Annotated in this window: 17 protein-coding genes; 7 read left to right on the top strand and 10 right to left on the bottom strand. The window is 54.0% G+C overall.

Translation table 11 applies throughout. From position 1 onward, the window contains the following. Positions 1-27: 27 nt before the first annotated feature. Positions 28-1,122 carry a CobW family GTP-binding protein gene (locus tag ACLD72_RS09680; protein ID WP_411000188.1) on the bottom strand — a complete coding sequence of 365 codons (1,095 nt, stop codon included), beginning with the start codon at positions 1,120-1,122 and terminating at the stop codon, positions 28-30. A 107-nt stretch (positions 1,123-1,229) separates the two neighbouring features. Here ACLD72_RS09680 and ACLD72_RS09675 point away from each other — a divergent pair, with 107 nt between their 5' ends. Then, entirely contained in the window at positions 1,230-1,637 is a 408-nt protein-coding gene (locus ACLD72_RS09675) for a NusG domain II-containing protein (RefSeq protein ID WP_411000190.1), read from the top strand. 20 nt (positions 1,638-1,657) lie between these two features. Here ACLD72_RS09675 and ACLD72_RS09670 read toward each other — a convergent pair whose 3' ends face one another. Next, positions 1,658-2,515 (bottom strand): TIGR03943 family putative permease subunit, encoded by an 858-nt coding sequence (locus ACLD72_RS09670; protein WP_411000192.1) that lies wholly within the window; start codon positions 2,513-2,515, stop codon positions 1,658-1,660. A 32-nt stretch (positions 2,516-2,547) separates the two neighbouring features. Then, positions 2,548-3,555: a permease gene (locus ACLD72_RS09665; RefSeq protein ID WP_411000194.1), complete on the bottom strand. Its 1,008-nt coding sequence runs from the start codon at positions 3,553-3,555 to the stop codon at positions 2,548-2,550. 238 nt (positions 3,556-3,793) lie between these two features. On the opposite strand from ACLD72_RS09665, the gene ACLD72_RS09660 reads away from it, so the two are divergent. The 4 genes from ACLD72_RS09660 (at position 3,794) to ACLD72_RS09645 (ending at position 7,122) form a co-directional block, all read left to right on the top strand. Further along, positions 3,794-5,020, top strand: coding sequence for a GTP-binding protein (locus ACLD72_RS09660; protein ID WP_411000196.1), 1,227 nt, complete (start codon positions 3,794-3,796; stop codon positions 5,018-5,020). A gap of 16 nt (positions 5,021-5,036) precedes the next feature. Then, entirely contained in the window at positions 5,037-5,186 is a 150-nt protein-coding gene (gene rpmG / locus ACLD72_RS09655; protein ID WP_411000198.1) for a 50S ribosomal protein L33, read from the top strand. 158 nt (positions 5,187-5,344) lie between these two features. Beyond that, positions 5,345-5,896 (top strand): PadR family transcriptional regulator, encoded by a 552-nt coding sequence (locus ACLD72_RS09650; protein WP_411000200.1) that lies wholly within the window; start codon positions 5,345-5,347, stop codon positions 5,894-5,896. A gap of 47 nt (positions 5,897-5,943) precedes the next feature. Then, on the top strand, positions 5,944-7,122 hold the full coding sequence (locus ACLD72_RS09645; protein WP_411000202.1) for an MFS transporter: 1,179 nt from the start codon (positions 5,944-5,946) through the stop codon (positions 7,120-7,122). 104 nt (positions 7,123-7,226) lie between these two features. On the opposite strand, the gene ACLD72_RS09640 is transcribed toward ACLD72_RS09645, so the two are convergent. The 5 genes from ACLD72_RS09640 to ACLD72_RS09620 all read right to left on the bottom strand — a co-directional run bounded on the left by ACLD72_RS09640 (position 7,227) and on the right by ACLD72_RS09620 (position 16,246). Then, positions 7,227-10,235, bottom strand: a complete 3,009-nt coding sequence (locus ACLD72_RS09640) for a glycoside hydrolase family 48 protein (protein ID WP_458475725.1) — start codon at positions 10,233-10,235, stop codon at positions 7,227-7,229. A 124-nt stretch (positions 10,236-10,359) separates the two neighbouring features. Then, the gene (locus ACLD72_RS09635; protein ID WP_458475724.1) at positions 10,360-13,050 is read right to left on the bottom strand and encodes a glycoside hydrolase family 9 protein; all 2,691 of its coding nucleotides are present in this window, start codon (positions 13,048-13,050) and stop codon (positions 10,360-10,362) included. A gap of 426 nt (positions 13,051-13,476) precedes the next feature. Next, complete coding sequence (speD, locus tag ACLD72_RS09630) at positions 13,477-14,307, bottom strand: adenosylmethionine decarboxylase (RefSeq protein ID WP_411000206.1); 831 nt, start codon at positions 14,305-14,307, stop codon at positions 13,477-13,479. Between the two features lie 118 nt (positions 14,308-14,425). Next, positions 14,426-15,355 (bottom strand): putative RNA methyltransferase, encoded by a 930-nt coding sequence (locus tag ACLD72_RS09625; protein ID WP_411000208.1) that lies wholly within the window; start codon positions 15,353-15,355, stop codon positions 14,426-14,428. Positions 15,356-15,562: 207 nt separating this feature from the next. Further along, positions 15,563-16,246, bottom strand: coding sequence for a LysM peptidoglycan-binding domain-containing protein (locus ACLD72_RS09620; RefSeq protein ID WP_411000210.1), 684 nt, complete (start codon positions 16,244-16,246; stop codon positions 15,563-15,565). Between the two features lie 185 nt (positions 16,247-16,431). Here ACLD72_RS09620 and ACLD72_RS09615 point away from each other — a divergent pair, with 185 nt between their 5' ends. Continuing rightward, positions 16,432-16,998, top strand: coding sequence for a DUF1697 domain-containing protein (locus ACLD72_RS09615; protein ID WP_411000212.1), 567 nt, complete (start codon positions 16,432-16,434; stop codon positions 16,996-16,998). A gap of 343 nt (positions 16,999-17,341) precedes the next feature. Continuing rightward, on the top strand, positions 17,342-18,136 hold the full coding sequence (locus ACLD72_RS09610) for an SDR family NAD(P)-dependent oxidoreductase (protein ID WP_411000214.1): 795 nt from the start codon (positions 17,342-17,344) through the stop codon (positions 18,134-18,136). A gap of 377 nt (positions 18,137-18,513) precedes the next feature. On the opposite strand, the gene ACLD72_RS09605 is transcribed toward ACLD72_RS09610, so the two are convergent. Both ACLD72_RS09605 and fsa read right to left on the bottom strand, forming a co-directional pair. Beyond that, entirely contained in the window at positions 18,514-19,188 is a 675-nt protein-coding gene (locus ACLD72_RS09605; protein WP_411000216.1) for a uracil-DNA glycosylase, read from the bottom strand. Between the two features lie 516 nt (positions 19,189-19,704). After that, complete coding sequence (fsa, locus tag ACLD72_RS09600) at positions 19,705-20,367, bottom strand: fructose-6-phosphate aldolase (protein ID WP_411000218.1); 663 nt, start codon at positions 20,365-20,367, stop codon at positions 19,705-19,707. Between the last annotated feature and the right edge of the window lie 15 nt (positions 20,368-20,382).

Below are 20,382 nucleotides of genomic sequence, written 5' to 3'. Positions count from 1 at the left end.
TGGGAGCGGCTTTTTGGCATGCGACCGCTAAACAAGCAGCACCCATTCCTTGTTGATCGCATTTTCTTCCAGTTCATAGCCGATTAATACAAGGTAATGCGGTCCACTGTAGGCAACGGGCTCCCACTGGAAGCGTTTGCCGGCGAATTGGAGGAGATAGGTTTGCTCCTGCCGGGAAAACCGGAGATAGCCTTTCGCCCGAAGCACGCTGCTGCCCCATTGCTTGATGAACCGTTCCAGTGTGCCGGCCGGAAGGTTTAAGGGCTCGGGCAAAGGCAGCACGACGGTGCGGATTCTGCTGAAGGAAGCGGGGGATTCCCCCTTTGATACGCTTCCGGATTCCTTTTCAGATTGACTCGTGGATTTGCTCCACAGTCCACTCCTTGGCTCGCTTTGGAGAGCCCCGGGAGAATGAGTGTGACCCGACACGATCACCCGGAAAGGGGAGTGCTTCAACGGGACGGCCGTTTTACCGGGGACCGGCTGCACTCCCGAAAAGAACGGGTCAAGCGGGACGTCGGCGCTGACGGCGTAATGAATCCGCGCCGCGGCGTTGTGCTTGCGGGCCATGTCCGCCACTTTGGCTCGCTGGGGAGGGGAGACGAGATCGGTTTTGTTGACGATCAGGTCATCGGCCGCGGCGATCTGACCGCGCAGCGTTCGCACAAGCTGTTTGTCGGTGGCGAATATGCTGTTGTATTCAAGCGCGTGCTCGGCGTCGATGACCGTAATAACGCGGTGGAGAAAAACCCGGCCAACCAACTCCGGCTCGGCCAGCTGCCAGACGATTTCTTCCGGGTTGGCCACGCCGGTGAGCTCCAGCAGCAGCAAGTCGGGCGATTGCCGCAGCAGGCTGCCGATCGCTCCTTGGATTTCGTCTTTTTTCGTGCAGCAGATGCAGCCGTCCAGCAGCTTTTCCAGCGGAAAGACCATGCCGGATGCGCGGGACAAGAGATCGCCGTCGATATCGAGCCGCCCGAGCTCATTCATTAATACACCGGGCCGCAGCCCGCGTTTGGCTGCTTCCTCAAGCAGCTTCAGCAGCAGCGTCGTTTTGCCGCTGCCCAAAAATCCGCTTAAAATGATGAACGGCGTGCCAGGCGTTTTACCGTTAGGGTGCATCCTGCAAGCTCCTTTCGGGAACATGTCATTGACAAACGGGAGGCATGCTCCTAATATATGTTTATTCGTAACGATTACGTTTAAATTCGCAAGAATGGAATGAGATTATGTTAAAACTAAAGCGCGGCGACGTGCTGCTGCTGGCGGTTCTGGTGCTGGTCGGTTCCGTGTGGCTGCTGCTGCGGGAGGCGGCGGAAACCCGGCAAACGGTGGATCCGTCCGTCCTGAGCGCGGTTATAAAGGTGGATGGGGAGCCTTACGCAAACGTGCCTTTGGATGGTCCGGAGCAGACGCTCGATATCCAAACGGAATACGGCCACAATACGTTAAAGGTGTTTGACCAGGGAATCCAGATGATTTACGCGGATTGCCCGAAAAAAATTTCGATGCAGATGGGTTTTATCTCCCGCCCGGGTGAAACGATTATATGCGTTCCCAACCGGGTGTACGTGGAGATCGTGAGCACCGGGGGCGGGGAACAGGTTGACGACGGAATCGACGCTTACGTCCGGTAACGCTCCTTGCCGGACCTTCATTATTCCTCTTGTCCGCTCTCCCAAACCTGCACCGAATCCCCGCTCGGGTACACGTAAGGCGTGTCCGGCCTGGGGATTTCCCTGATCCGTTCGGCGGCGATGGTGATGATGTTTTTGCCCTGGCGGATCTGCGGCTCGATCGTTCCTTCCACTTCCAGCCAGGCATCCGTCCGAATATTCCCCAGCGGCTCGGACGATGTCACCACAATGCCGAACGGAGCCGCATCCGCCGTGCAGCACATCACCAGAAAGCGGCCAAGAATAAATTCATGGACGTTCGGCGATTGATACACGAACCCGCTCAGTTTGACTTTTTTTCCGCGAAATTGATCCTGGAACAGCTCGATCGCTCCAACCGTTTCCGAGAAAATCTCCGGCCGGATCTCAATGATCTCCTCCGGGTACAGCCGTTTGGCCAGCTCGGCAAATTCGGCGTTGTACGGATCGGGCGCTTTAAACATCGCTTCCAGCTGTTCCGCGGCAGAAAGGGGAGAGGTCAGGCTCATCCCCCTTTTAGCGGCGGCGGAGCTGCCGAGCGCTTGATCGGGAAGCAGCACCCCCAACAGCAGCGGGAGCAGGAACAGACCGTAGACCGCGGCGTTTTTCCAGCTTGACGCAGACAGCGGGCGCTCGCAGTCGCAGAGGACGGCGGCTTTTTGGAACAACGCCTGATAAGCAAGGCTGACGGCCATCAAAATTAATGCGATCGGGCAGTAGCGGATATATGGTTCTATGGACGGGGCGATGTAATATTTCAGCGCTCCCGATTTGGACAGATGGGCGATGAACAGGGCGAACCCGAGCAGGATCAGCGATCTGGCGAAATAGTGGGCTCGAATCACGCGGGGGTGGTTCATGCGGTTTGGCACCTCCTTGGTTTTCTTTTTCGTCAAGGGCTTAACCACAGCGCATCCGTCAGCACCGCCCCCGTAAACACGATCGTACAGATGAGAAAGGCCAGGTAAAGGACGAATTTAGTTTTAAAGACGGAGAGCAGCATTAACCCGTTTTTTAAATCAAGCATTGGTCCGAACACAAGAAAAGCGAGCAGCGAACCCCCGGAAAATGTCTGCAGAAATGTGGCGGCCACGAAAGCATCGGATGTGGAACACAAGGACAGCAGAAAAGCAAACCCCATCATAAACACATAGGCGCTAACCGGCCCGCCCCCGATTTCCGCGAGGTTTTCCTTGGCGGCAAAAGCTTGGATGCCCGCCGTCAACATGCAGCCGATCAGCAAATATTTGCCCATTTCGAACACTTCGTCCGCGGCGTGCACAAACACGGCCGTCAGCTTGCCGCCGCCATGCCCGGGCGTATGCCCTCCACCTTCATCCATTCCTCGGGAAAAGGTGAGCTTCAGCGGGGCGTCTTTCCAAGTGAGACAGACGATGGCGCCGATCGCCGCGGAGACGGCAAAAGCCAGCCCCATCCGGGCGTACACCATTTCAGGATATAAGCGAAAAGCCATGTAGGTGGCGCTGAACACGACCGGATTCAGGATCGGGCCGGACAAAATAAACACGACCGCCATATAAACGGGCATCCCTTTCTGGATCAACCGGCGAATGAGCGGAATCATCCCGCATTCGCATACGGGGAAGATCAGGCCGAGCAGGCAGGCGCACAGGATGCCAAGCGCCGGGTTTTTAGGCATAAAGCGGCTGAGGGTCCTCTCGGACACGAACAGGTGAAGCAGCGAGGAGAGCAGCGCTCCGATCAGCACGAAGGGCAGCGCCTCCAGTAAAATGCCGATAAAGCTCGTTTTGAACGTTTGCACCTCGTTCAGCGGGACCTGCTTTAGGAGAGCCGGTCCAAGGACCGTCAGACAGGCCAGCGCAAAAGCAAGCGGAACCAGAAGCGGCAGCAGACGGCGGGGCAGAGCGATTTTGTTCATGTCGATCTCCTTCAACGCGGATTCTAATTTAATGCCGGATAATGGCTTGAAAACTGCTTGGCCAAATCATAATCATTACTATTAACTTGCGCGGGAATTCAGAACCGAACTTGCAGAATCCATCCATAATTCAATTCTCCAGGTTGACAAAGGGGCACAGGGGAAGCTATATTATGAAAAGTTTAATCGTAATAATTACGATTAAAATAATCTTCTTCAGAAAAGGGGATGTTGACGTTTGAAAAATGAACATCATAAACCGATTCCGGTCACGGTGCTGTGCGGTTATTTGGGGTCGGGCAAAACGACGCTGTTGAATCATGTATTAAACAACCGCAAAGGGATGAAGGTCGCGGTGATCGTCAACGACATGAGCGAAATCAACATCGATGCCGATTTGGTGAACGCGGGGGGCAATTTATCGCGCACGGAGGAGAAGCTGGTGGAGATGTCCAACGGCTGCATATGCTGCACATTGCGCGACGATTTGCTCCAGGAGGTGCAGAAGCTGGCGGCGGAGGGACGGTTTGATTACATCCTGATCGAGTCGACCGGGATCAGCGAGCCGGTGCCGATCGCCCAGACGTTCACTTATGCGGACCCGGATACCGGCATCGACTTGACGGCCATGGCGAAGCTGGACTGCATGGTTACGGTCGTGGACGCGTACCGGTTCTGGCATGATTTTTCCTCCGGCGAAACGCTGCTGGAACGCGGACAGGCTGCGGGGGAGGGGGATACCCGCGATGTCGTTGACCTTTTGATCGACCAAATCGAAACCTGCGACGTGCTGATTCTTAACAAATGCGATTTAGTAGGTGAGGATGATCTGAATGAGCTGGAAGGCGTGCTGCGCAAGCTGCAGCCGACAGCCCAATTCATCCGCGCGGTGAACGGCCGGGTGGAGCCGGAACGGATTTTGAACACCGGGCGGTTTGATTTTGCCAAGGCGAGCCTGGCGGCCGGCTGGATCAAAGAGCTGGAGCGGGAAAATCATACGCCGGAAACCGAGGAGTACGGCATCGGCTCGTTTGTGTACCGGCGGGTAAGGCCTTTTCATCCGGAACGGCTCGCCCGCTTTATGGCGGACTGGCCGGAAGAAGTCGTGAGGGCCAAAGGGCTGGCCTGGATCGCGGCCGATTCCGATCTGGCAGCCAGTTTAAGCCAGGCCGGACCGTCAATCCAGTTTGGCCCTGCGGGTTACTGGCTAGCGGCGCTGCCGGAGGAGCAGCAGCAGGAGGTGCTCGCACAGGAGCCCGACATGCGGCGGAAGTGGGATCCCGTCTGGGGCGACCGGATTAATGAGCTCGTGTTCATCGGCATCGAGATGGACCGGAGCACGATTGAGCGGGAGCTTGACGCCTGTCTGCTAAGCGATGAAGAAATGCCCCTGGATTGGGCGGCGTTCCCGAATCCGCTGCCTTGGATTCCGGCCGATGAGCTGTCCGCTGCCGGCAATCCGTGAAAGGAGGGGGACGAATATGCGGGTAGTGGTTACATTGGCTTGCAGTGAATGCGGCGACCGAAATTATACGACGACAAAAAATAAAAAGATGCATCCGCAGCGTCTGGAACTGCGGAAATATTCGCCGCGGCTGCGCAAATATACGATCCATCGGGAAACGCGATAAGTAACGGCTCTTAAGGAAGCCATGCTCTTACGAGTATGGCTTCCACTTTTTCTGTACATCGAGCCCCCATGCCTACATCCCTCTTGTATTTTATATCGAACCGACATATAATTTATATCGAACCGACATATATAATTTTTAAAAGTGAGGTTTGGCTATTGTATGAATTGTTTGTTTTAGGCGAGCTGATGACAGGTGAAAAACATGGCTACATGCTGCAGGACGTGCTTAAAAATGCGGTCGGGATGGGAAGGAAGATTAGTTCGGGAACCTTGTATCCGCTCCTCTCCCGAATGATGGAAAACGGATGGATTAACCTGCGGGAAGAAGAGGAGACAAAGGGAGGGCGAACGAAAAAAATTTACGAAATCACCTCTTCAGGGGTTGAGCGTTTCCAATGGTTAATGGCGGAGCCGCTTGATCCGGTGATAGACTCCGATGCACAAAGTACGTTTCGTTTTAAGATGGTTTATTTTCAATACGTAGGCAAAAAAGTGCGGCTGGCCTGCCTGAATCAATATTTGCATAATCTTGAACAGAATCTTTACCATGTATCGCAATTCGAGTCCCGCCTAATCGCGTTCAAACCCGAGCCCGAGAAACAGCGCGTCCAATTGCTGCGCGTGTTCGATCACCGCAAACGGTTGGGCGAGGTCGAAATTCAGTGGGTTAAAGAAGAGATCGAGCGTGTTTCTGCGGAGCAGGATTAATACAATAAATGCCGTAGTTTTATGACATATACCATGGGGAGGAACGTATGGAACGATTATGGACGAAGTCCTTTATTACGATGACGTTGGCGATGCTGGTCTTATTTACGGGATTCTATTTGCTGCTGCCAACATTGCCGCTGTTCATTAAAAACATGGGCGGCACCGAAACACAGGTAGGGCTTGCCGCTGGGGTGTTTACGTTAACCGCGGTTGTGTTTCGTCCGATCGTTGGAGGCTTGCTTGACCGTTACGGCAGAAGGCCGTTTATGATCTGGGGGCTTCTGTTATTTATTCTGTCGATGTGTCTTTACAATTGGGTAAGCGCCATTGCCATGTTGCTGGTTTTGCGCATGCTGCACGGCGTCAGTTGGGCTTTTTCGACAACGGCCGTCAGCACTTCGATCACGGACATTATCCCGGGGCCCCGCCGCGGCGAGGGCATGGGGTGGTTCGGCATGGCGATGACGGTCGCGATGGCGATCGGACCGACGCTCGGATTGTGGATTTTGGCTGATGGAAAGTATCACAGTTTGTTTTGGCTCGCAACGGTTCTTTCGGTTGGGGCGTTCCTGCTCGTGTTGGCAACCCGTATTCCTGAACCCCCGAAATCGGCTTCGAGGAAAATCGTGTTATTCGAAAAATCCGTATTGCCTTTGACCGCGGCGCTTTTCTTTTTGTCGGTCGCCTATGGCGGCATCACGACGTTTTTACCCTTGTTCGGGGCTTCCATCCAGGTGAACTCTGGAACCTTCTTTTTGGTATACGCTTTGGCGCTGACGCTGGCAAGGCCGATTGCGGGCAAGCTGTCCGACCGGCTCGGCGAGGCTTACGTCATCATCCCCGGACTTGGGGTTACCATATTGTCGCTTGTGGTACTCAGCTTCTCCGAAAATCTATTCGGCGTGATCGTCTCTGCCGTCCTGTACGGAATTGGATTCGGTTCCGCTCAGCCCGCTCTTCAAGCCGCAAATCTAAGGCTGGCTCCCCCCGATAAAAGAGGTGTTGCCAGCGCGTCATTTATGACGGCGTTTGATCTGGGGATCGGTCTCGGTTCGATCATTCTCGGCTGGGTTTCCCAATATACCGGATACGAAATTCTGTTCATTGTCTGCGCCGGCTCCGTATTCGTATCTGCCATGATTTTCATAGCCCTGGTTAGGCGGCGTTTGGCGGAGAAACGGCTGAACGTAGAAGGCGCTGCGAGCCCGGTTCCGGCCGAGTGAATAACAAACAAGGCGCGGCCGGGCAAATTTGCCCGGGCCACGCCTTGACTTATGAGAAGATGAGAAGGAGAAAGCAAATCGTTTACAGTGCGCGGGGGTACGCCTTACGGCTCAAGCCCCCACACGAGTGTGTCGTTGACATAAAGCGGAACGCGCTCCCATTCGGTGTAGGATGTTTTCGTCGCATCGTAGGAGAAGTCATCCGTTTCGCTGTAGTTGGACCAGTCCGACTTGTTGAAGCGGACCTGGATTTCGCCGCTATCCGCTCCAGGCGCAAGAGTTCCCGCGCCGGGGCCAAAGGAAACTTCCAAATAGTAGTCCGCTCCCTCCGCGCTTTCGTCCAGCTTCACGAAGGTGCCATTTACGTTTCCGCTGCCGACTACCGCGTAATCGCAGTGGAACTCCTGCGCTTTGTCTCCATCAATCGTAAAGTAGTAACGGAACTTCACATCGCTGAGGTTGACGGTTTCCTTTCCATTGTTGACGATCTTAAATTGCGCCCGGATATGATTGTCGTTCGGATTTGAATCGTTCGTTTGGTATTTCAGTTTCAGATCGCCTTCCACCGGTTTTGGCTTTTCCGTCGGGGTGGCGCTGACTTCGGCGGAATCCGGGCTCACGCCGATTTCATTGGATGCGCTGACGACATAATAATACGTTTGGTCATTGATGACATCAAGATCCAAGTAAACTGCATTTGTGACCGTGGCGATTTCCGTGTAAGGTCCGCCGCTTACCGTCGCGCGTTTCACCGTAAAGTTGTCCGCTCCGGCCGGTTTGCTCCAGGACAACGATACTTGGGTGTCGCCCGCTTCGGCCTTCAGTTTCGTCGGCGCTTTCGGAGCGGTTGGTTCGCCCGGACCGCCGCCGCCGTTGATCAAGCGGTCGTATTCGGCATAAGCCGTGGCCATATCGACTTGCGACCAGAAGCGGTGATAAGTGAATTCCGGCGCACCGTCTTCCCATTTTTTGGTTTGCGGGTTCCAGGACGTATTGTATTTTTCCTCAAGGTATTTCCAGTCGGGATCGTTTTTGATCTCCGGAAGAAGATCGGAATAACCGATGTATACGCCATTGCCGCCTTTGGACGGATCGGACGGAACCGTGTTCGTCCCCGGAATCGTGTTGCCTTGTCCGTATTTGCCGCTCCAGCCTGCCGGGAAATAGATTTCCTTGTTGAAGTAGCGGTAATAATCATTGCGCGGCTCCGGCTTCGTAATACCTACGCCGTCATTATAGTTCCAGGAAGCATCCAGCAAGTTTTTAGCCAGCTTCTCGGCTTGTTCGCCAAGCACAGTATATTTGCCGTTTTCAGCCTTCGTTCCGGCTGCGTAGAAAGTCAAAGCCTTAATATAGCTGCCGACCACGCCGAAGTCCTGACCTGGGTCTTTCGTCACAACGTGCAGGTCGGGATTGCCGGTGTAATTGTCGAACCCGTCCCAGGTTTCCGGTTGGCCTTGCCATTCCAGATTGCCCGGAATCCAGAGTTCGCCCGGCGCTTCAACGGTAGCGATTTGCGGATCCTGTCCGCCGAGCACCCGCTTTCCTTGCTCATCGAGATAATATCCTTCCGCGTCGGACACCGGACGGCTGTCCACAAACATGTAATCCATCGACCAATCGATCCATTTATCGAGCACTTGTTTGGTCATCTGGAAGTTCTCCGACGAAGTGTCCCCGTTCGAAGCGAGAATATAATACAATTCCGCGATCCGTTCCACCGGCCATGCCTGCATGCCAAACCAGTTGTTGGATGGCGGGTCGTGATAGACGGGCGCGCCGTCGTAAGCCATTCCGTAGAACGTACTCGTTCCGGCCGGATACGCTTTGTAGGCGCCTTCCCAGCTGTTTGTCGCGCCGCCGGCGATCGCTCCTTCGGCGGATTGCAGCCAGGTGTAGAATTCAAGCTGGCGCTTCAGCGAAGTGTCCCAATCCTGTCCGGCCGTCGGGGATTCGGGAATCAGGCCGCCATCCGGGTCGGAGAGGGCGTAAGACGCCACAACGTTTTGATACCCTTGATGGGCGTGGCTGGCCCCGATCCGCCAAGCCCAGTTGGCATTGTTTCCGAGACCGCCGCCCCAGGACGTATACCAGGCCATCAGATAATGGCTGGCATTTTTGCCGTTGCCGGGAGTCGGGCTGCCGTCCGCGGCGCTGCCGACTTCCTGGAAGTATTTATCATACATGCCGTAGCGGAGATAATCGCCCATCTTTTTGGCTTTGTCCAAATACTCTTCGTTATCGTAGCCCAGCTCTTTTGCCCAGTACATGGCCTGAACGGCCCGGGCATCGGCATCCGTGGCATTGGTGTAGCGCCATTGTGCCGCCGGAGCTTGAGGCTCCTTCGTGAACAGGGACATGAAGCCTTCGCCGGATTTGCCAAACGACTTGTCGTCCTGCGAAGGATGAGGAATTGCTTCCCACACCGATTCCTGCTCACCGCGTTGGAAGGTGTTCACATACGCTGCCGTATGTTTTGGATTCAGCAGATTCCCGAAGCCGTACCAGTTGTCCACGTCGAGCAGCCAGTGCATCAGGTAAGTTTGGTTGTTCCCGTAAGTTTTCTTCAACTCGGCGTCCAACGGGTCTTTACCGCCTGCGTATTGGCCGGTAAGCTCCGAAGGATAACGGTCGGGCTGCGGATATTCCGCCGCGTAGGTAGCCGGGCTGTTCGGGTTGTAATAGTTCATCGTCGGCTGTTCTTCCTTGCCGTCGCCTTCGTTGACCGGAATAATATATTTCTCCATATTATCCCAAGCCTCTTCGAGCGCGCTCCAATCCTCCGTATAGTAACCGTACAGCACCTCGAGCCACATCCAGTAGCTGTATGCCTCAGAGGTCGTCATATGCCCGTAATTGGGCGCTTCGCTCATCAGTGTTTCCACGGAGTGGTAGGGAATGCCTTCGGCCGAGAAATATCCGTTAGCCGGGTCCTTGATTTGGTCGTAAAGCTGCAGGAAGCGGGTTCTTTCCGCAGAAGCGGCCCCGGTTTGATCGGCAACTGTTTCTGCCGCGGTTTTTGTTGCGGTATCGGCAGCGGCTTCTGCAGCGGCTCTTGCCGAACCGGAACCGAACATCCCGGTTCCCACGCCTAAAAATAACACTGCGGTCATCAGGATTGATGCAGGTTTCTTGCATCGTGTCCAATGCGCCATCATTATATCATCCTTTTCCATGAAATTAGTCTTAAACTTAAATCGGTTCCGCCGAATGGAGAAATTGGTGAAATTTTACGGCTCAAGGCTCTAAACCCCAGACGAGCGTTCCGTTCCGGTAAAGCGTCACTTTATCCCAGTCGCCAAACTGCTGCTGGGCTCCGCTATAGGAATAATCGTCGGATTCGTTATAATTGCTCCAGTCGGTTTTGTTGACGCGGGTTTGAATTTCTCCGCTGTCCTTCCCGGGGGCCAAATTGCCCGCGCCGGGAGCAAAGGAAACCTCCATGTAGTAGTCGCTGCCGTCCGCTGCGCTGTCCAATTTCACGAACCGGCCGTTCACGTTGCCGCTGCCGATGAAGGCATAGTCGCAATTGAACTGCTGGGACTTGTCTCCATCGATCGTGTAATAGTAGCGCAGAGTGAGCTCGCTGAGCGGAACCGCCTCATCGCCGGTGTTGACGATGCGGAAGTGCGGCCGCAGTTGATTGTCCCCGGCATTTGCATCATTGTTGCGGTATTGAACCTTCAAATCCCCTTCCACCGGCGTCTGCGCTTCGTGTGGCTTGGCGCTGACCTGGGCTGATGGGAGGCCCTCTCCGATGGCATTTGTCGCGGTGATGACGTAATAATAAGTTGTATCGTTGATCACCGCGGAATCGGTATACGTGGCTGTGGTCACCGTTCCTACCGTCTCAAAAGGCCCTTCGCTGGTCAGCGATCTTTTCACCAAGTACGCTTCGGCGCCGCTCACGTCATTCCAGGACAACTGGACGAAACCGTCGCCCGGGAGGGCGCGTACATTGCGCGGGGCGGCCGGTGCCGTCGGTTCTCCCGGATTCCCGCCTCCGGCAGGCAGCTCGCCGAACACGTGCCGGCCGGCGTCAAACACGGGAATGTACGGGGTTTTGACCGGAGCAGTTCCGCTGCTGGCGATTCCCTGGAACGAGAAGTCATTGGTGTTGTCCCAAAAATTCGTATTCTCCGGTGCGGCGATGCGGAATTGCACTTCCTTCCGGAAATCCGACTGGCCGCCGGGATAAATGCGGGTTCCCGAAAAATCGACCGTCGTGTAGTAAATATGATTGTTCTCGTCATACGGCTGAAGCTGGGATACCGCCGCTCCCTGATTGTAGCCTCCCACCGTAACCTTGATGTCCTCCGGACCGTATCCGGCGTCGATGACTTCGCTGAGGTCGACGTAGTAGCGGAAGGACATGTCCTCGCTGGCGCGCGCCGGCCAGGCTGAGCGGTTGTTCAGCAGCGCGCGGATTTCCACGAAGTTGCTGCCGCTGACATTGACCCCGGCCTCGACGAACATTTCGTCCTCGCGCTCTTCCGCAGCAGGGAAGGAGGGAAGCGGCTGCTGGCCTTGGCCGTGAAGGATCATCATTTTCGCCAAAGCGCCGGTGAAGCCTGCATTATAATCGGTCGCCACTTCATTGGAGACATAATCGTTTACCGAATCCTTGTAGGTATCGTCCTTGTTGGGTCCCCCGACGAGTGCGCCGTACAGAGTATGACGGTGGTTTTCCGGCACATTCATATTGTCGGCCCAGGAGCCTTGTGAAGTACGATGATGCGGATGCTCCGGCGGGTTATTGCCGTAGCCGACGACATAGCTGCTTTGGCGCGGATTGTCGCCAAGCATGTAAAGAATTTGCCGTTCCGCGAATGAACGCGCGTTTATTTTCTTCGCGGGATCGCTCTCCCAGTCGGAATAGACGAAAGCGAGGAAAGCCTGGTTAGCCGAATAGCGCAGGACGCCCCATTGATCGAGATGGGCCAGTCCCCCCGGTGTATACGCGACGCGTTCGCCGGTACCCGCAACGCCGGTCGTCCAGAATTCCATGTTCTTTTCCGTCGAGCGGACGAACTTGGGATCGCCGGTGATCCGGGCCAGCAGCAGTTGTGCGCCGTAATGTTTGTCGTCCCAGCCATGCGTCCATTTGTAGTCCCAATCGCCCTGCTGGTTGGTGCCCCATTCCTTGCTGGCGGCGATCGCCTTATCGAGATACGTTTCGTCATCGGTGGCCAAATACAGCCACACCGCGCCCCAGCTCAGCTCATCGGCATATCCGCTCCAGGAGTTGTAGAACTCCTTTACACCGGTAATGCTGTCGGAATATTTGCCCCGGTACCGGTCGGCAAAATCGTACAGCTCCTTAGCGTGACGAAGCAGCTTGTCCGCGTAACCCGGGTCGCTGTCCCGAAAAACGATCGAGCTGGCGGCAAGCGCCGCCGCCGTTTCTCCGGCCAGATCGGAGCCGGGATGAGCGGCATCGATTTTGTAGGCAGGCCGCGCCATCGGCATCACTTCCGCCGGTCCCCACCATTTGTGGTCCGCATTGCCGTCGCCAATCTGGCCCCACAGTTCGTTTGGAGCCGTATGGGCTTTCATGAAGTAATCCGTCGCCCAGCGGATATTATCCAAAATTTCATCAAGCTGACCGGACTGTTCGTATCCTTCCCGGTACTCATAGACAGACCAGGCGAGCATGGTGGCGGTAGAGGCCATGGGAAACCCGAATTTCACGTGGTCTCCGGCATCATACCAACCTCCCGTCAGGTCGTGGCCGACATCCGCACCGTCCTGAAGTCCCGAATCGCCGCGCCATTCCACGCGGTTGTTTTCCGGGAGCTTACCCGACCGCTGCGCTTCATAGAAATACATCGTTTTTTGCAGCGCTTCGGCATAGTTATAATCGGATGCGGCCGCATTTGCTGCAGGGGAGAAAGCGCCCCATCCCGAATATCCTGTAAGCGCTATCATGAGGCTAAATGACACCATACCACCTTTCCTGATCCTTTTGCCCATTTGCAGATTTCATCCTCCTTCTTAAGAGATTCTACGAGAAAACAAAAGATGCGGCTCTTACTGGCCGAAACAGCTCTCGATTCTCCTAAAACCCGAAATTATGCTGGTCGGAGTAACGTCTAAACCAATAAAACGATCTGTTCACCTCACTTTCAGTTTCAATATAAGGGGGTGAGTAGCAGACTAGCGAGAGGATAAGTTATCCGACCTATCCATAATATACCAAAAGATGTCATAGAATTCTATAATTAGAGCCTAATATTTATCAAAAATCTACAAAATATTACTTTAGAACTATCATTTATAAAATTTAAGGCATTCGCACTTCCTTGCATAGAAGAGGCTGCCCGTAACCTGTTCTGGTCAGGGGCAGCCTCTAGGTTAATGGGGATCCTCCACCCGAGCCGGCTCGATATTTTTGCCGTAGAAGATTTCATCCATTTCCGCAATGAGCCTTTCCGTCATTTCCTTTTGCTCCTCGGGCGTCAGCGTCTCTTTTGTGTAACCGAACAAATAATTGTTTAAATCAAACTGCTTCAGCTTGCATTTCGTATGAAAAATATGCTCCTGATACACGTTGACGTCGATCATTTGGTAAAGTTCGATCGCTTCATCGGGAATATAATTTTGAATCGAGCTGATATCGTGATCGATAAACAGCTTCTGGCCGTTAATATTCCTGGTGAACCCCCTGACCCGGTAATCGATCGTCATAATGTCCGAATCAAACGAATGGATCAGGTAGTTGAGCGCCTTCAGTGGAGAAATTTCGCCGCAGGTGGAGACATCGATATCGGCCCGGAAGGTGCTGATGCCTTCGTTCGGATCGTATTCCGGGTAGGTATGGACGGTGATATGGCTTTTGTCGAGCTGCATGACGACGGATTCGGGAAGCGGACCGGGAGATTGGGCAAAAGATTCGGTAGGCACCTCCACCACCGGACCTTCGGAGACGAGCATCGTGACGCTGGCCCCCTGGGGGACATAATCCTGGTTGGCGATGTTCAGCACATGGGCGCCGATGATGTTCGCCACATTGCGGAGAATGTTTGTCAGACGGTCCGAATTGTACTCGTCGTCGATATAGGAGATGTAGGCTTCGCGTTCTTCCTTTGTCCGGGTGTAACAAATATCGTACATATTAAAGCTTAGTGTTTTGGTCAGATTGTTGAATCCATGCAGTTGAACGTGCTGTTCCGGCGTCAGCTTCATCAGGGAATCTCCTCCAGATTAGGTGTACCCTAATTTTTATTCCCATTCTGGCACGAAAAAAACGCGAGCAGCCGGGTTTTAACCCCGGATGCTCGCGTCCAGCGTGTTTCATTCACAATCAATGCTTCTTTGTCCCGATTAAAATGCGGAAATCGAACATTACGGTCAGCTGTTGCTGCCAGGTGATCCGGGACACCTGCTCCTCCGGCAGATTCCAAAGCAAGGGGGTCATCGCCACCAAATGCCCGATCTCGTCATGCCGCAGCGTGACGGGATACTGAATCCGCCGGGAAAGGACGAGCTCAAAATGCTCCGCAAAACGTTCGACGGTGCGGGCATTCGAATACGATTTTTTCGCACCGTCCCCGTAAAACCGTGCGCGCAAAGGCTGCAGATACTCCGTCTCGGGAACAACCTTGATCAGCAGCCCGCCAGGCGCAAGCAGGCGTTTAAACTCCGCATAATTGGAAGGCGACAGCAGGTTGAGAATGCAGTGTATTCGCCCGTCCGCAAAAGGGCTGTTGGCCAAATCGGAGACACACCATAGGATATCGGGACGCTCCTTACGGCCGTTTTGGACGGCTGCTGCGGCATGTTTGGCTGCCAGGCGGATGCCTTCCTTGGATATGTCGATGCCGATTCCCAGTGGAGCGCCCAGCGAACCGGCCTCTAACTTGTGCAAAATGGCGGACAGATGGGAGCCTTCGCCGCAGCCCGCATCCATGATTACAGGTTTATCGGGAGCCAAGGCGGGCAGCCGGTTGGCGATTTCGGCGCAAAGGGCGGAGATCAGCGGTTCGAAATAACCGCGCTCATGGAGAAGCTGGCGTGCTTCGAACAGCCGCCCATCGTATTTAGTCGCTTTGGCGGCGCGCGGCAGCAGATGAACATAACCGGGCTTGGCCAAATCAAAACAATGCCCCTGCGGGCAGATCAGGCTTTTTAAATGGTCAACGGCCATGCGGCCGGAACAGATCGGGCAAATAAACAGATGCTCATATTCGGCAAAAAGGGATTGCCATGCGGTAATTTTTCCATTGGTGGACATAGAAACACCCCATTCTCATTCGTATTTACGTGAATGAAAAAAGGCACAGATAAATAAACCCGGCAGCTACAATTCAAAAAAAGCCGAGTTTACGCCATCCGTACCTTTCATTAACGCAAGCGAATGTAATGGATCATGATTCAAAAGTCACTCCAATGCAAATGTGATCCTTAACATTATACCTTCCCGAAGCGCTGCATACAACATCTATTGCGCCCCTGTTTCTACCGTGTAATTGAAGGAATGCCACACCCCGAAATTGTCTTTGACCGTGATCCCCCGCCGTCCACCCATGGCGGCATCCAGGTAGTAGGGATAGCTTTTGCCTCCGGTGTAATGGCCGCGGTAGGAGCCGGCGAACGTGACGGGAACGGCTTCAAACCGGATTTCGCGTTGCGTTACGCTAAGCACGCGGGTCGTTTGTTTGGAAGAGCCGTAGTTGGCTTCCTCTGTCTGCTGCACGCTACTCTCGGCCTTCAGCATGTTGATGTCGCTTTGCATCGCGGTGAGCGTCTCGCGAATCCCCGAGATATCGGCCGCTCCTCCGGCCCCGATGGCGGGGATGCAGAGGCGCTGGCCGACCCGTAAGGAATTCGGATCCGTTCCCGGGTTGGCCTCCAAAATGCTGGAAACGCTGACTCCGTAGGCCTGCGCGATGGCATACAGCGTATCCCCGGGCTCGATGATTTTTGAAAAGTGGTTGGGCGGACAGGACGGGATGCAGATTACCTGGCCGACCTGGAGATTGTTCGGGTCGATCCCCGGGTTGGCCGCGAGAATTCGCGACACGCTTGATTCCAGCCGGAACGCGATGTAATTCAGCGTGTCTCCGGGCTGAATCGTATAAGGATAGTGCTCAGCGGGGCAGTGCCGATAGTAGTAATTGAACAAGGAAACGTTCTCCTTTCTATGAACGGTTTTCCTATACACTATGCGAAAGCTGGGCGCCTGTTACCCTTAACCTTCTCGATGCTGAAAAGCCGGCTTTTTGAACACTCATTTATAGGTTAATCTGTGGTTTGGTGTATAGTGGATTTATGGCGGTTGCCCGAGTACAAGTTCAGGGAGGATGGAACATGACAGTTTATATTGCGCTGCTGCGGGGCATTAACGTCGGTGGCAAAAACAAGATCAAGATGGCGGATTTGAAACGATCATTAACGGACAACGGTTTAAAAGAGGTGCAAACCTATATTCAAAGCGGAAATGTGCTGTTCGCATCGGATGAGGGAGAGGGGGCGCTGGCCGTACGGATCGAACAGATTATCCGCCAGGACTTCGGCTTGGACGTTCCTGTCGTCTTAAGAACGGCTGCGGAGCTGCAAGGCGCAGCGGCAGGCTGCCCGTTTACGGCAGAGGAAGTATCCGCGGCGGAATCGACTGCGGTGGGAGAATGCTTGTACGTGGCGTTTTTGCCGGGCGAGCCTTCGGCGGAGGCGCTGGAGCGATTTGCCGTTTACGCGAACGACAAGGAGCAATTCCGCACGGCTGGCAGGGAGGTTTATCTGCTGTTCTCCGATAGCGTCCGCAACTCCAAGCTGGCGGCGAATCTGCAGAAGCTGGACGAATCCGTCACCGTTCGCAACTGGAAGACGGTAAACAAGCTTGTGTCTTTGGCCGAAGCCTTGGAGAAGCAAGAGTAAAAGTTAGTATCGGTTCATCGGAGCACGCCGTCCCCGATCTTTGCCCGCGAACAAGCTTTGCCGGTTAAGGTCGAGCTTCCGCGAGGTCAGATGAATCAGCAGCTCTTCCAAGGCGGTGATCGTGGAAAAATTAATATGAAAGACAGGACGATGCGGCTAAGGGTCAAGCCATTGGCCAGATGCTTCATACCGTTCTCCTCATTCCAGGGGCGATGGCGCGGTCGCCAAAGGCACTTTTAGGTGCCTATGTTACCGCGAAGTACGTACTGTTAATTTCCCGGTCTCTGGGTGCATAATAACATAATATATCAGGAATATCAGATTAGTTACGGAGGGATGGGTCATGGATTTGCAACTTCAAGGGAAAACGGCGCTCGTTACCGGGTCCACGGCCGGCATCGGCAAAGCGATTGCCGCTTCGCTGGCGGCGGAAGGCGTGACTGTGCTTGTAAATGGCAGAAGCGGTGAGAAAGTAAATCAAGCCATCGCGGAGATTCAAGCGCAGTATCCTGCGGCGGTGCTGAAACCGGTGGCTGCCGATTTGGGCACGGAGGATGGATGCAACAAGGTGATGGACGATTATCCGGACCTGGACATTTTGATCAACAATCTCGGGATTTTTGAGCCGGCCGAATATTTCGATATCCCTGACGAGCAATGGTTCAAGTTTTTTGAAGTCAATGTGATGAGCGGCGTCCGGTTGACCCGCGGGTATTTAAAACGGATGCTGGAAAAAAGAACGGGGCGGGTCATCTTCGTCGCCAGCGAAGCCGCGGTGATGCCGTCGCTGGAAATGGCGCATTACAGCGCGACGAAAACAATGCAGCTCTCGGTATCCCGCAGCTTGGCCGAACTGACGAAAGGGACCGGGGTCACGGTCAACACGGTCATGCCCGGCTCGACGTTGACCGAAGGGGTGGAGAAGATGCTGGACACGCTGTACCCGAACGAGCAGCTGACGATCGAAGAGGCAGAAAAGAAATTCATGGCGGAAAACCGCCCGACATCGATCATCCAGCGGCTGATCCGTCCGGAGGAAATCGCCCATTTCGTGACTTACTTGAGCAGCCCGTTATCCTCGGCGATCAACGGCGCCGCGCTGCGGATCGACGGAGGATTGGTGCGCAGCGTATTCTAAGTTTAAAATACATGACTCAACTTTCGCAGTATGAAATTGGCTAGTAGGACCTTGATGTAATTGGGGCTATCCACACCATCTATCGGGAGAAAAAATGGTAACGATTTTCATGCGAAGAAGGACGGTCCAATGGGGATCAAGTGCAAAAGTGCATGCTATTTTCCGTAAAACACCATTATAGAGCGATTGAAATGCAAAAGTACATCTCATTTAGGGCTGTACGATAAAAAAGTAGCTTTTGACCGGAAATGAACTGCATTTTTACCTTTGAACCACCGTTTTGGAGGGATTTCGACAAAAACCGCCTGCACTTTTGCATTTCGTGGAATATAGCTCCACCTGATTTTTAAATAGGTCTTCGTTCTGCGAAAGTTGAGTTACAAATTCGGAAGCTGCCAATCGATTTCAGGGAGCCCCTTGTCCCGCAAAAACTGGTTTGCCCGCGAAAAAGCCCGGCTGCCCAAAAATCCGCGATGGGCGGACAAGGGGCTGGGGTGCGGCGTTCGGATCTGGTGATGGTTGCTGTTATGGATAAGCGCCGCTTTTTTCTGGGCATGGCTGCCCCACAGCAGGAACACGACCGGCTCTTCTTTTTGGTTCAACGTCTCGATCACTTTGTCGGTGAAATTTTCCCAGCCCATATCCTTGTGGGAATTCGGCGTGTCCGCGCGCACGGTCAGCACCGTGTTGAGCAGCAGCACGCCCTGCTTGGCCCACGGTACGAGGTGGCCGTTATTGGGGATGGAGCAGCCCAAATCGTCCTGCAGTTCTTTGAAAATATTTTGCAGGGAAGGAGGGGGCTTAATTCCCGGTTTCACGGAAAAGCTTAGCCCATGGGCTTGCCCCGGTCCATGATAAGGGTCCTGCCCTAAAATAACGACCTTCGTGTCGGCGAAAGAAGTATAATGAAGCGCGTTAAAAATATCGTACATGTCGGGATAAATCGTGCGTGTTTTATATTCGTTCGCCAGGAATTTGCGCAGCTGCAAATAGTACGGTTTCGCGAATTCGGCCTCCAGGAACGGGGCCCAATCGTTTTTCAGAATAGTCAAAACATTTGTCACCTCGAGTTTAAATCTAGCGGAACGATCCTGGAAAGAACGCGGCAAATCAGCGGCTGGGCACCCACCCACCTCATAAGAATAGCGGAACTTTATGGTCTTATTTTCCAAAGCGGCCATGTTCATCTTCATTAGCGGAATTTTTTGCCCTTATTTTCCTATGGACGTTGTGAAAAGTGGTCGTTTCCTTGCGTTTCAAGAAAATTACGCCATAAATTTCCTCTATTTCACTCGACTTGGGGGATATCGCCGAAATAGCGACATTTTTTCCCTTTATGTTTCGCTCCGCAAGAGGAGCCGCCGCCCGCCGCCATGCCCGTGTTATTCCAGCAACCGTCTGCTAGTTTGTTAAGGTTAAATTTCGACAAAGTTCCGTAAAGTTCCTGCCTTGCCGGTGAGAAAGTGTTCAAGTTGTCCTGGCCGGGGACATGCTTCGATACGCAAAAAGACCGCGTCTCGGCGAGGCCGAGACGGCGGTCCATAAGGAGGAACCCGGAAATCCGGGAGTTACAGCGATTTTTTCCAGTCAGCGGCGAACTTTTCCAATCCCTGATCGGTTAATGGGTGTTTGGTCAACTGTTCGATCACGCTAAACGGAATCGTGGCGATATGAGCGCCGGCCAGCGCGACGCGGGTCACGTGGTCCGGATGGCGTACGGAGGCGGCGATGATTTGCGATTCCAGCCCGTGAATGCGGAAGACTTCGGCCACTTTCGAAACAAGCTGCACACCGTCTTCGGAAATATCGTCCAGGCGGCCGAGAAACGGCGATACGTATGTGGCGCCCGCGCGTGCGGCAAGCAGCGCCTGGTTGACGGTGAAGATGAGCGTCACGTTGGTTTTTACGCCTTTTTGGGAAAGATAACGGCAGGCTTCCAGGCCGGAGAGCGTCATCGGCAGCTTGATCGTAATCTTGGGATCGTTGTTGTTGATTTTGATCAGCTCGTTCGCTTCGGCGATCATATCTTCAGCGGTTAATGCGTCAGGCGTCACTTCGGCGGAGACGGATTCGACTTCGGGTACGGTCTGCAGGATTTCGGCGATCCGGTCCTCGAATTTCACGCCTTCCTTGGCGACGAGGGAAGGATTGGTCGTCACTCCGGACAAAACACCAATTTTGTAAGCTTTTTTGATGTCTTCTACATTCGCTGTGTCGATAAAAAATTTCATCGTCCTTACCTCCAA

The organism is Paenibacillus lacisediminis, from assembly GCF_046567315.2.
The sequence above is the reverse complement of the archived record's forward strand: the minus strand, read 5'-3'. Positions and strand labels throughout refer to the sequence as shown.

Excerpts from the sequence above, each read along its gene's own strand:
- ACLD72_RS09680 (WP_411000188.1), bottom strand. The coding sequence starts at position 1,122 with ATGCACCCTAACGGTAAAACGCCTGGCACGCCGTTCATCATTTTAAGC.
- ACLD72_RS09675 (WP_411000190.1), top strand. The coding sequence starts at position 1,230 with ATGTTAAAACTAAAGCGCGGCGACGTGCTGCTGCTGGCGGTTCTGGTG.
- ACLD72_RS09670 (WP_411000192.1), bottom strand. The coding sequence starts at position 2,515 with ATGAACCACCCCCGCGTGATTCGAGCCCACTATTTCGCCAGATCGCTG.
- ACLD72_RS09665 (WP_411000194.1), bottom strand. The coding sequence starts at position 3,555 with ATGAACAAAATCGCTCTGCCCCGCCGTCTGCTGCCGCTTCTGGTTCCG.
- rpmG (WP_411000198.1), top strand. The coding sequence starts at position 5,037 with ATGCGGGTAGTGGTTACATTGGCTTGCAGTGAATGCGGCGACCGAAAT.
- ACLD72_RS09645 (WP_411000202.1), top strand. The coding sequence starts at position 5,944 with ATGGAACGATTATGGACGAAGTCCTTTATTACGATGACGTTGGCGATG.
- ACLD72_RS09640 (WP_458475725.1), bottom strand. The coding sequence starts at position 10,235 with ATGACCGCAGTGTTATTTTTAGGCGTGGGAACCGGGATGTTCGGTTCC.
- ACLD72_RS09635 (WP_458475724.1), bottom strand. The coding sequence starts at position 13,050 with ATGATAGCGCTTACAGGATATTCGGGATGGGGCGCTTTCTCCCCTGCA.
- speD (WP_411000206.1), bottom strand. The coding sequence starts at position 14,307 with ATGAAGCTGACGCCGGAACAGCACGTTCAACTGCATGGATTCAACAAT.
- ACLD72_RS09625 (WP_411000208.1), bottom strand. The coding sequence starts at position 15,355 with ATGTCCACCAATGGAAAAATTACCGCATGGCAATCCCTTTTTGCCGAA.
- ACLD72_RS09615 (WP_411000212.1), top strand. The coding sequence starts at position 16,432 with ATGACAGTTTATATTGCGCTGCTGCGGGGCATTAACGTCGGTGGCAAA.
- ACLD72_RS09610 (WP_411000214.1), top strand. The coding sequence starts at position 17,342 with ATGGATTTGCAACTTCAAGGGAAAACGGCGCTCGTTACCGGGTCCACG.
- fsa (WP_411000218.1), bottom strand. The coding sequence starts at position 20,367 with ATGAAATTTTTTATCGACACAGCGAATGTAGAAGACATCAAAAAAGCT.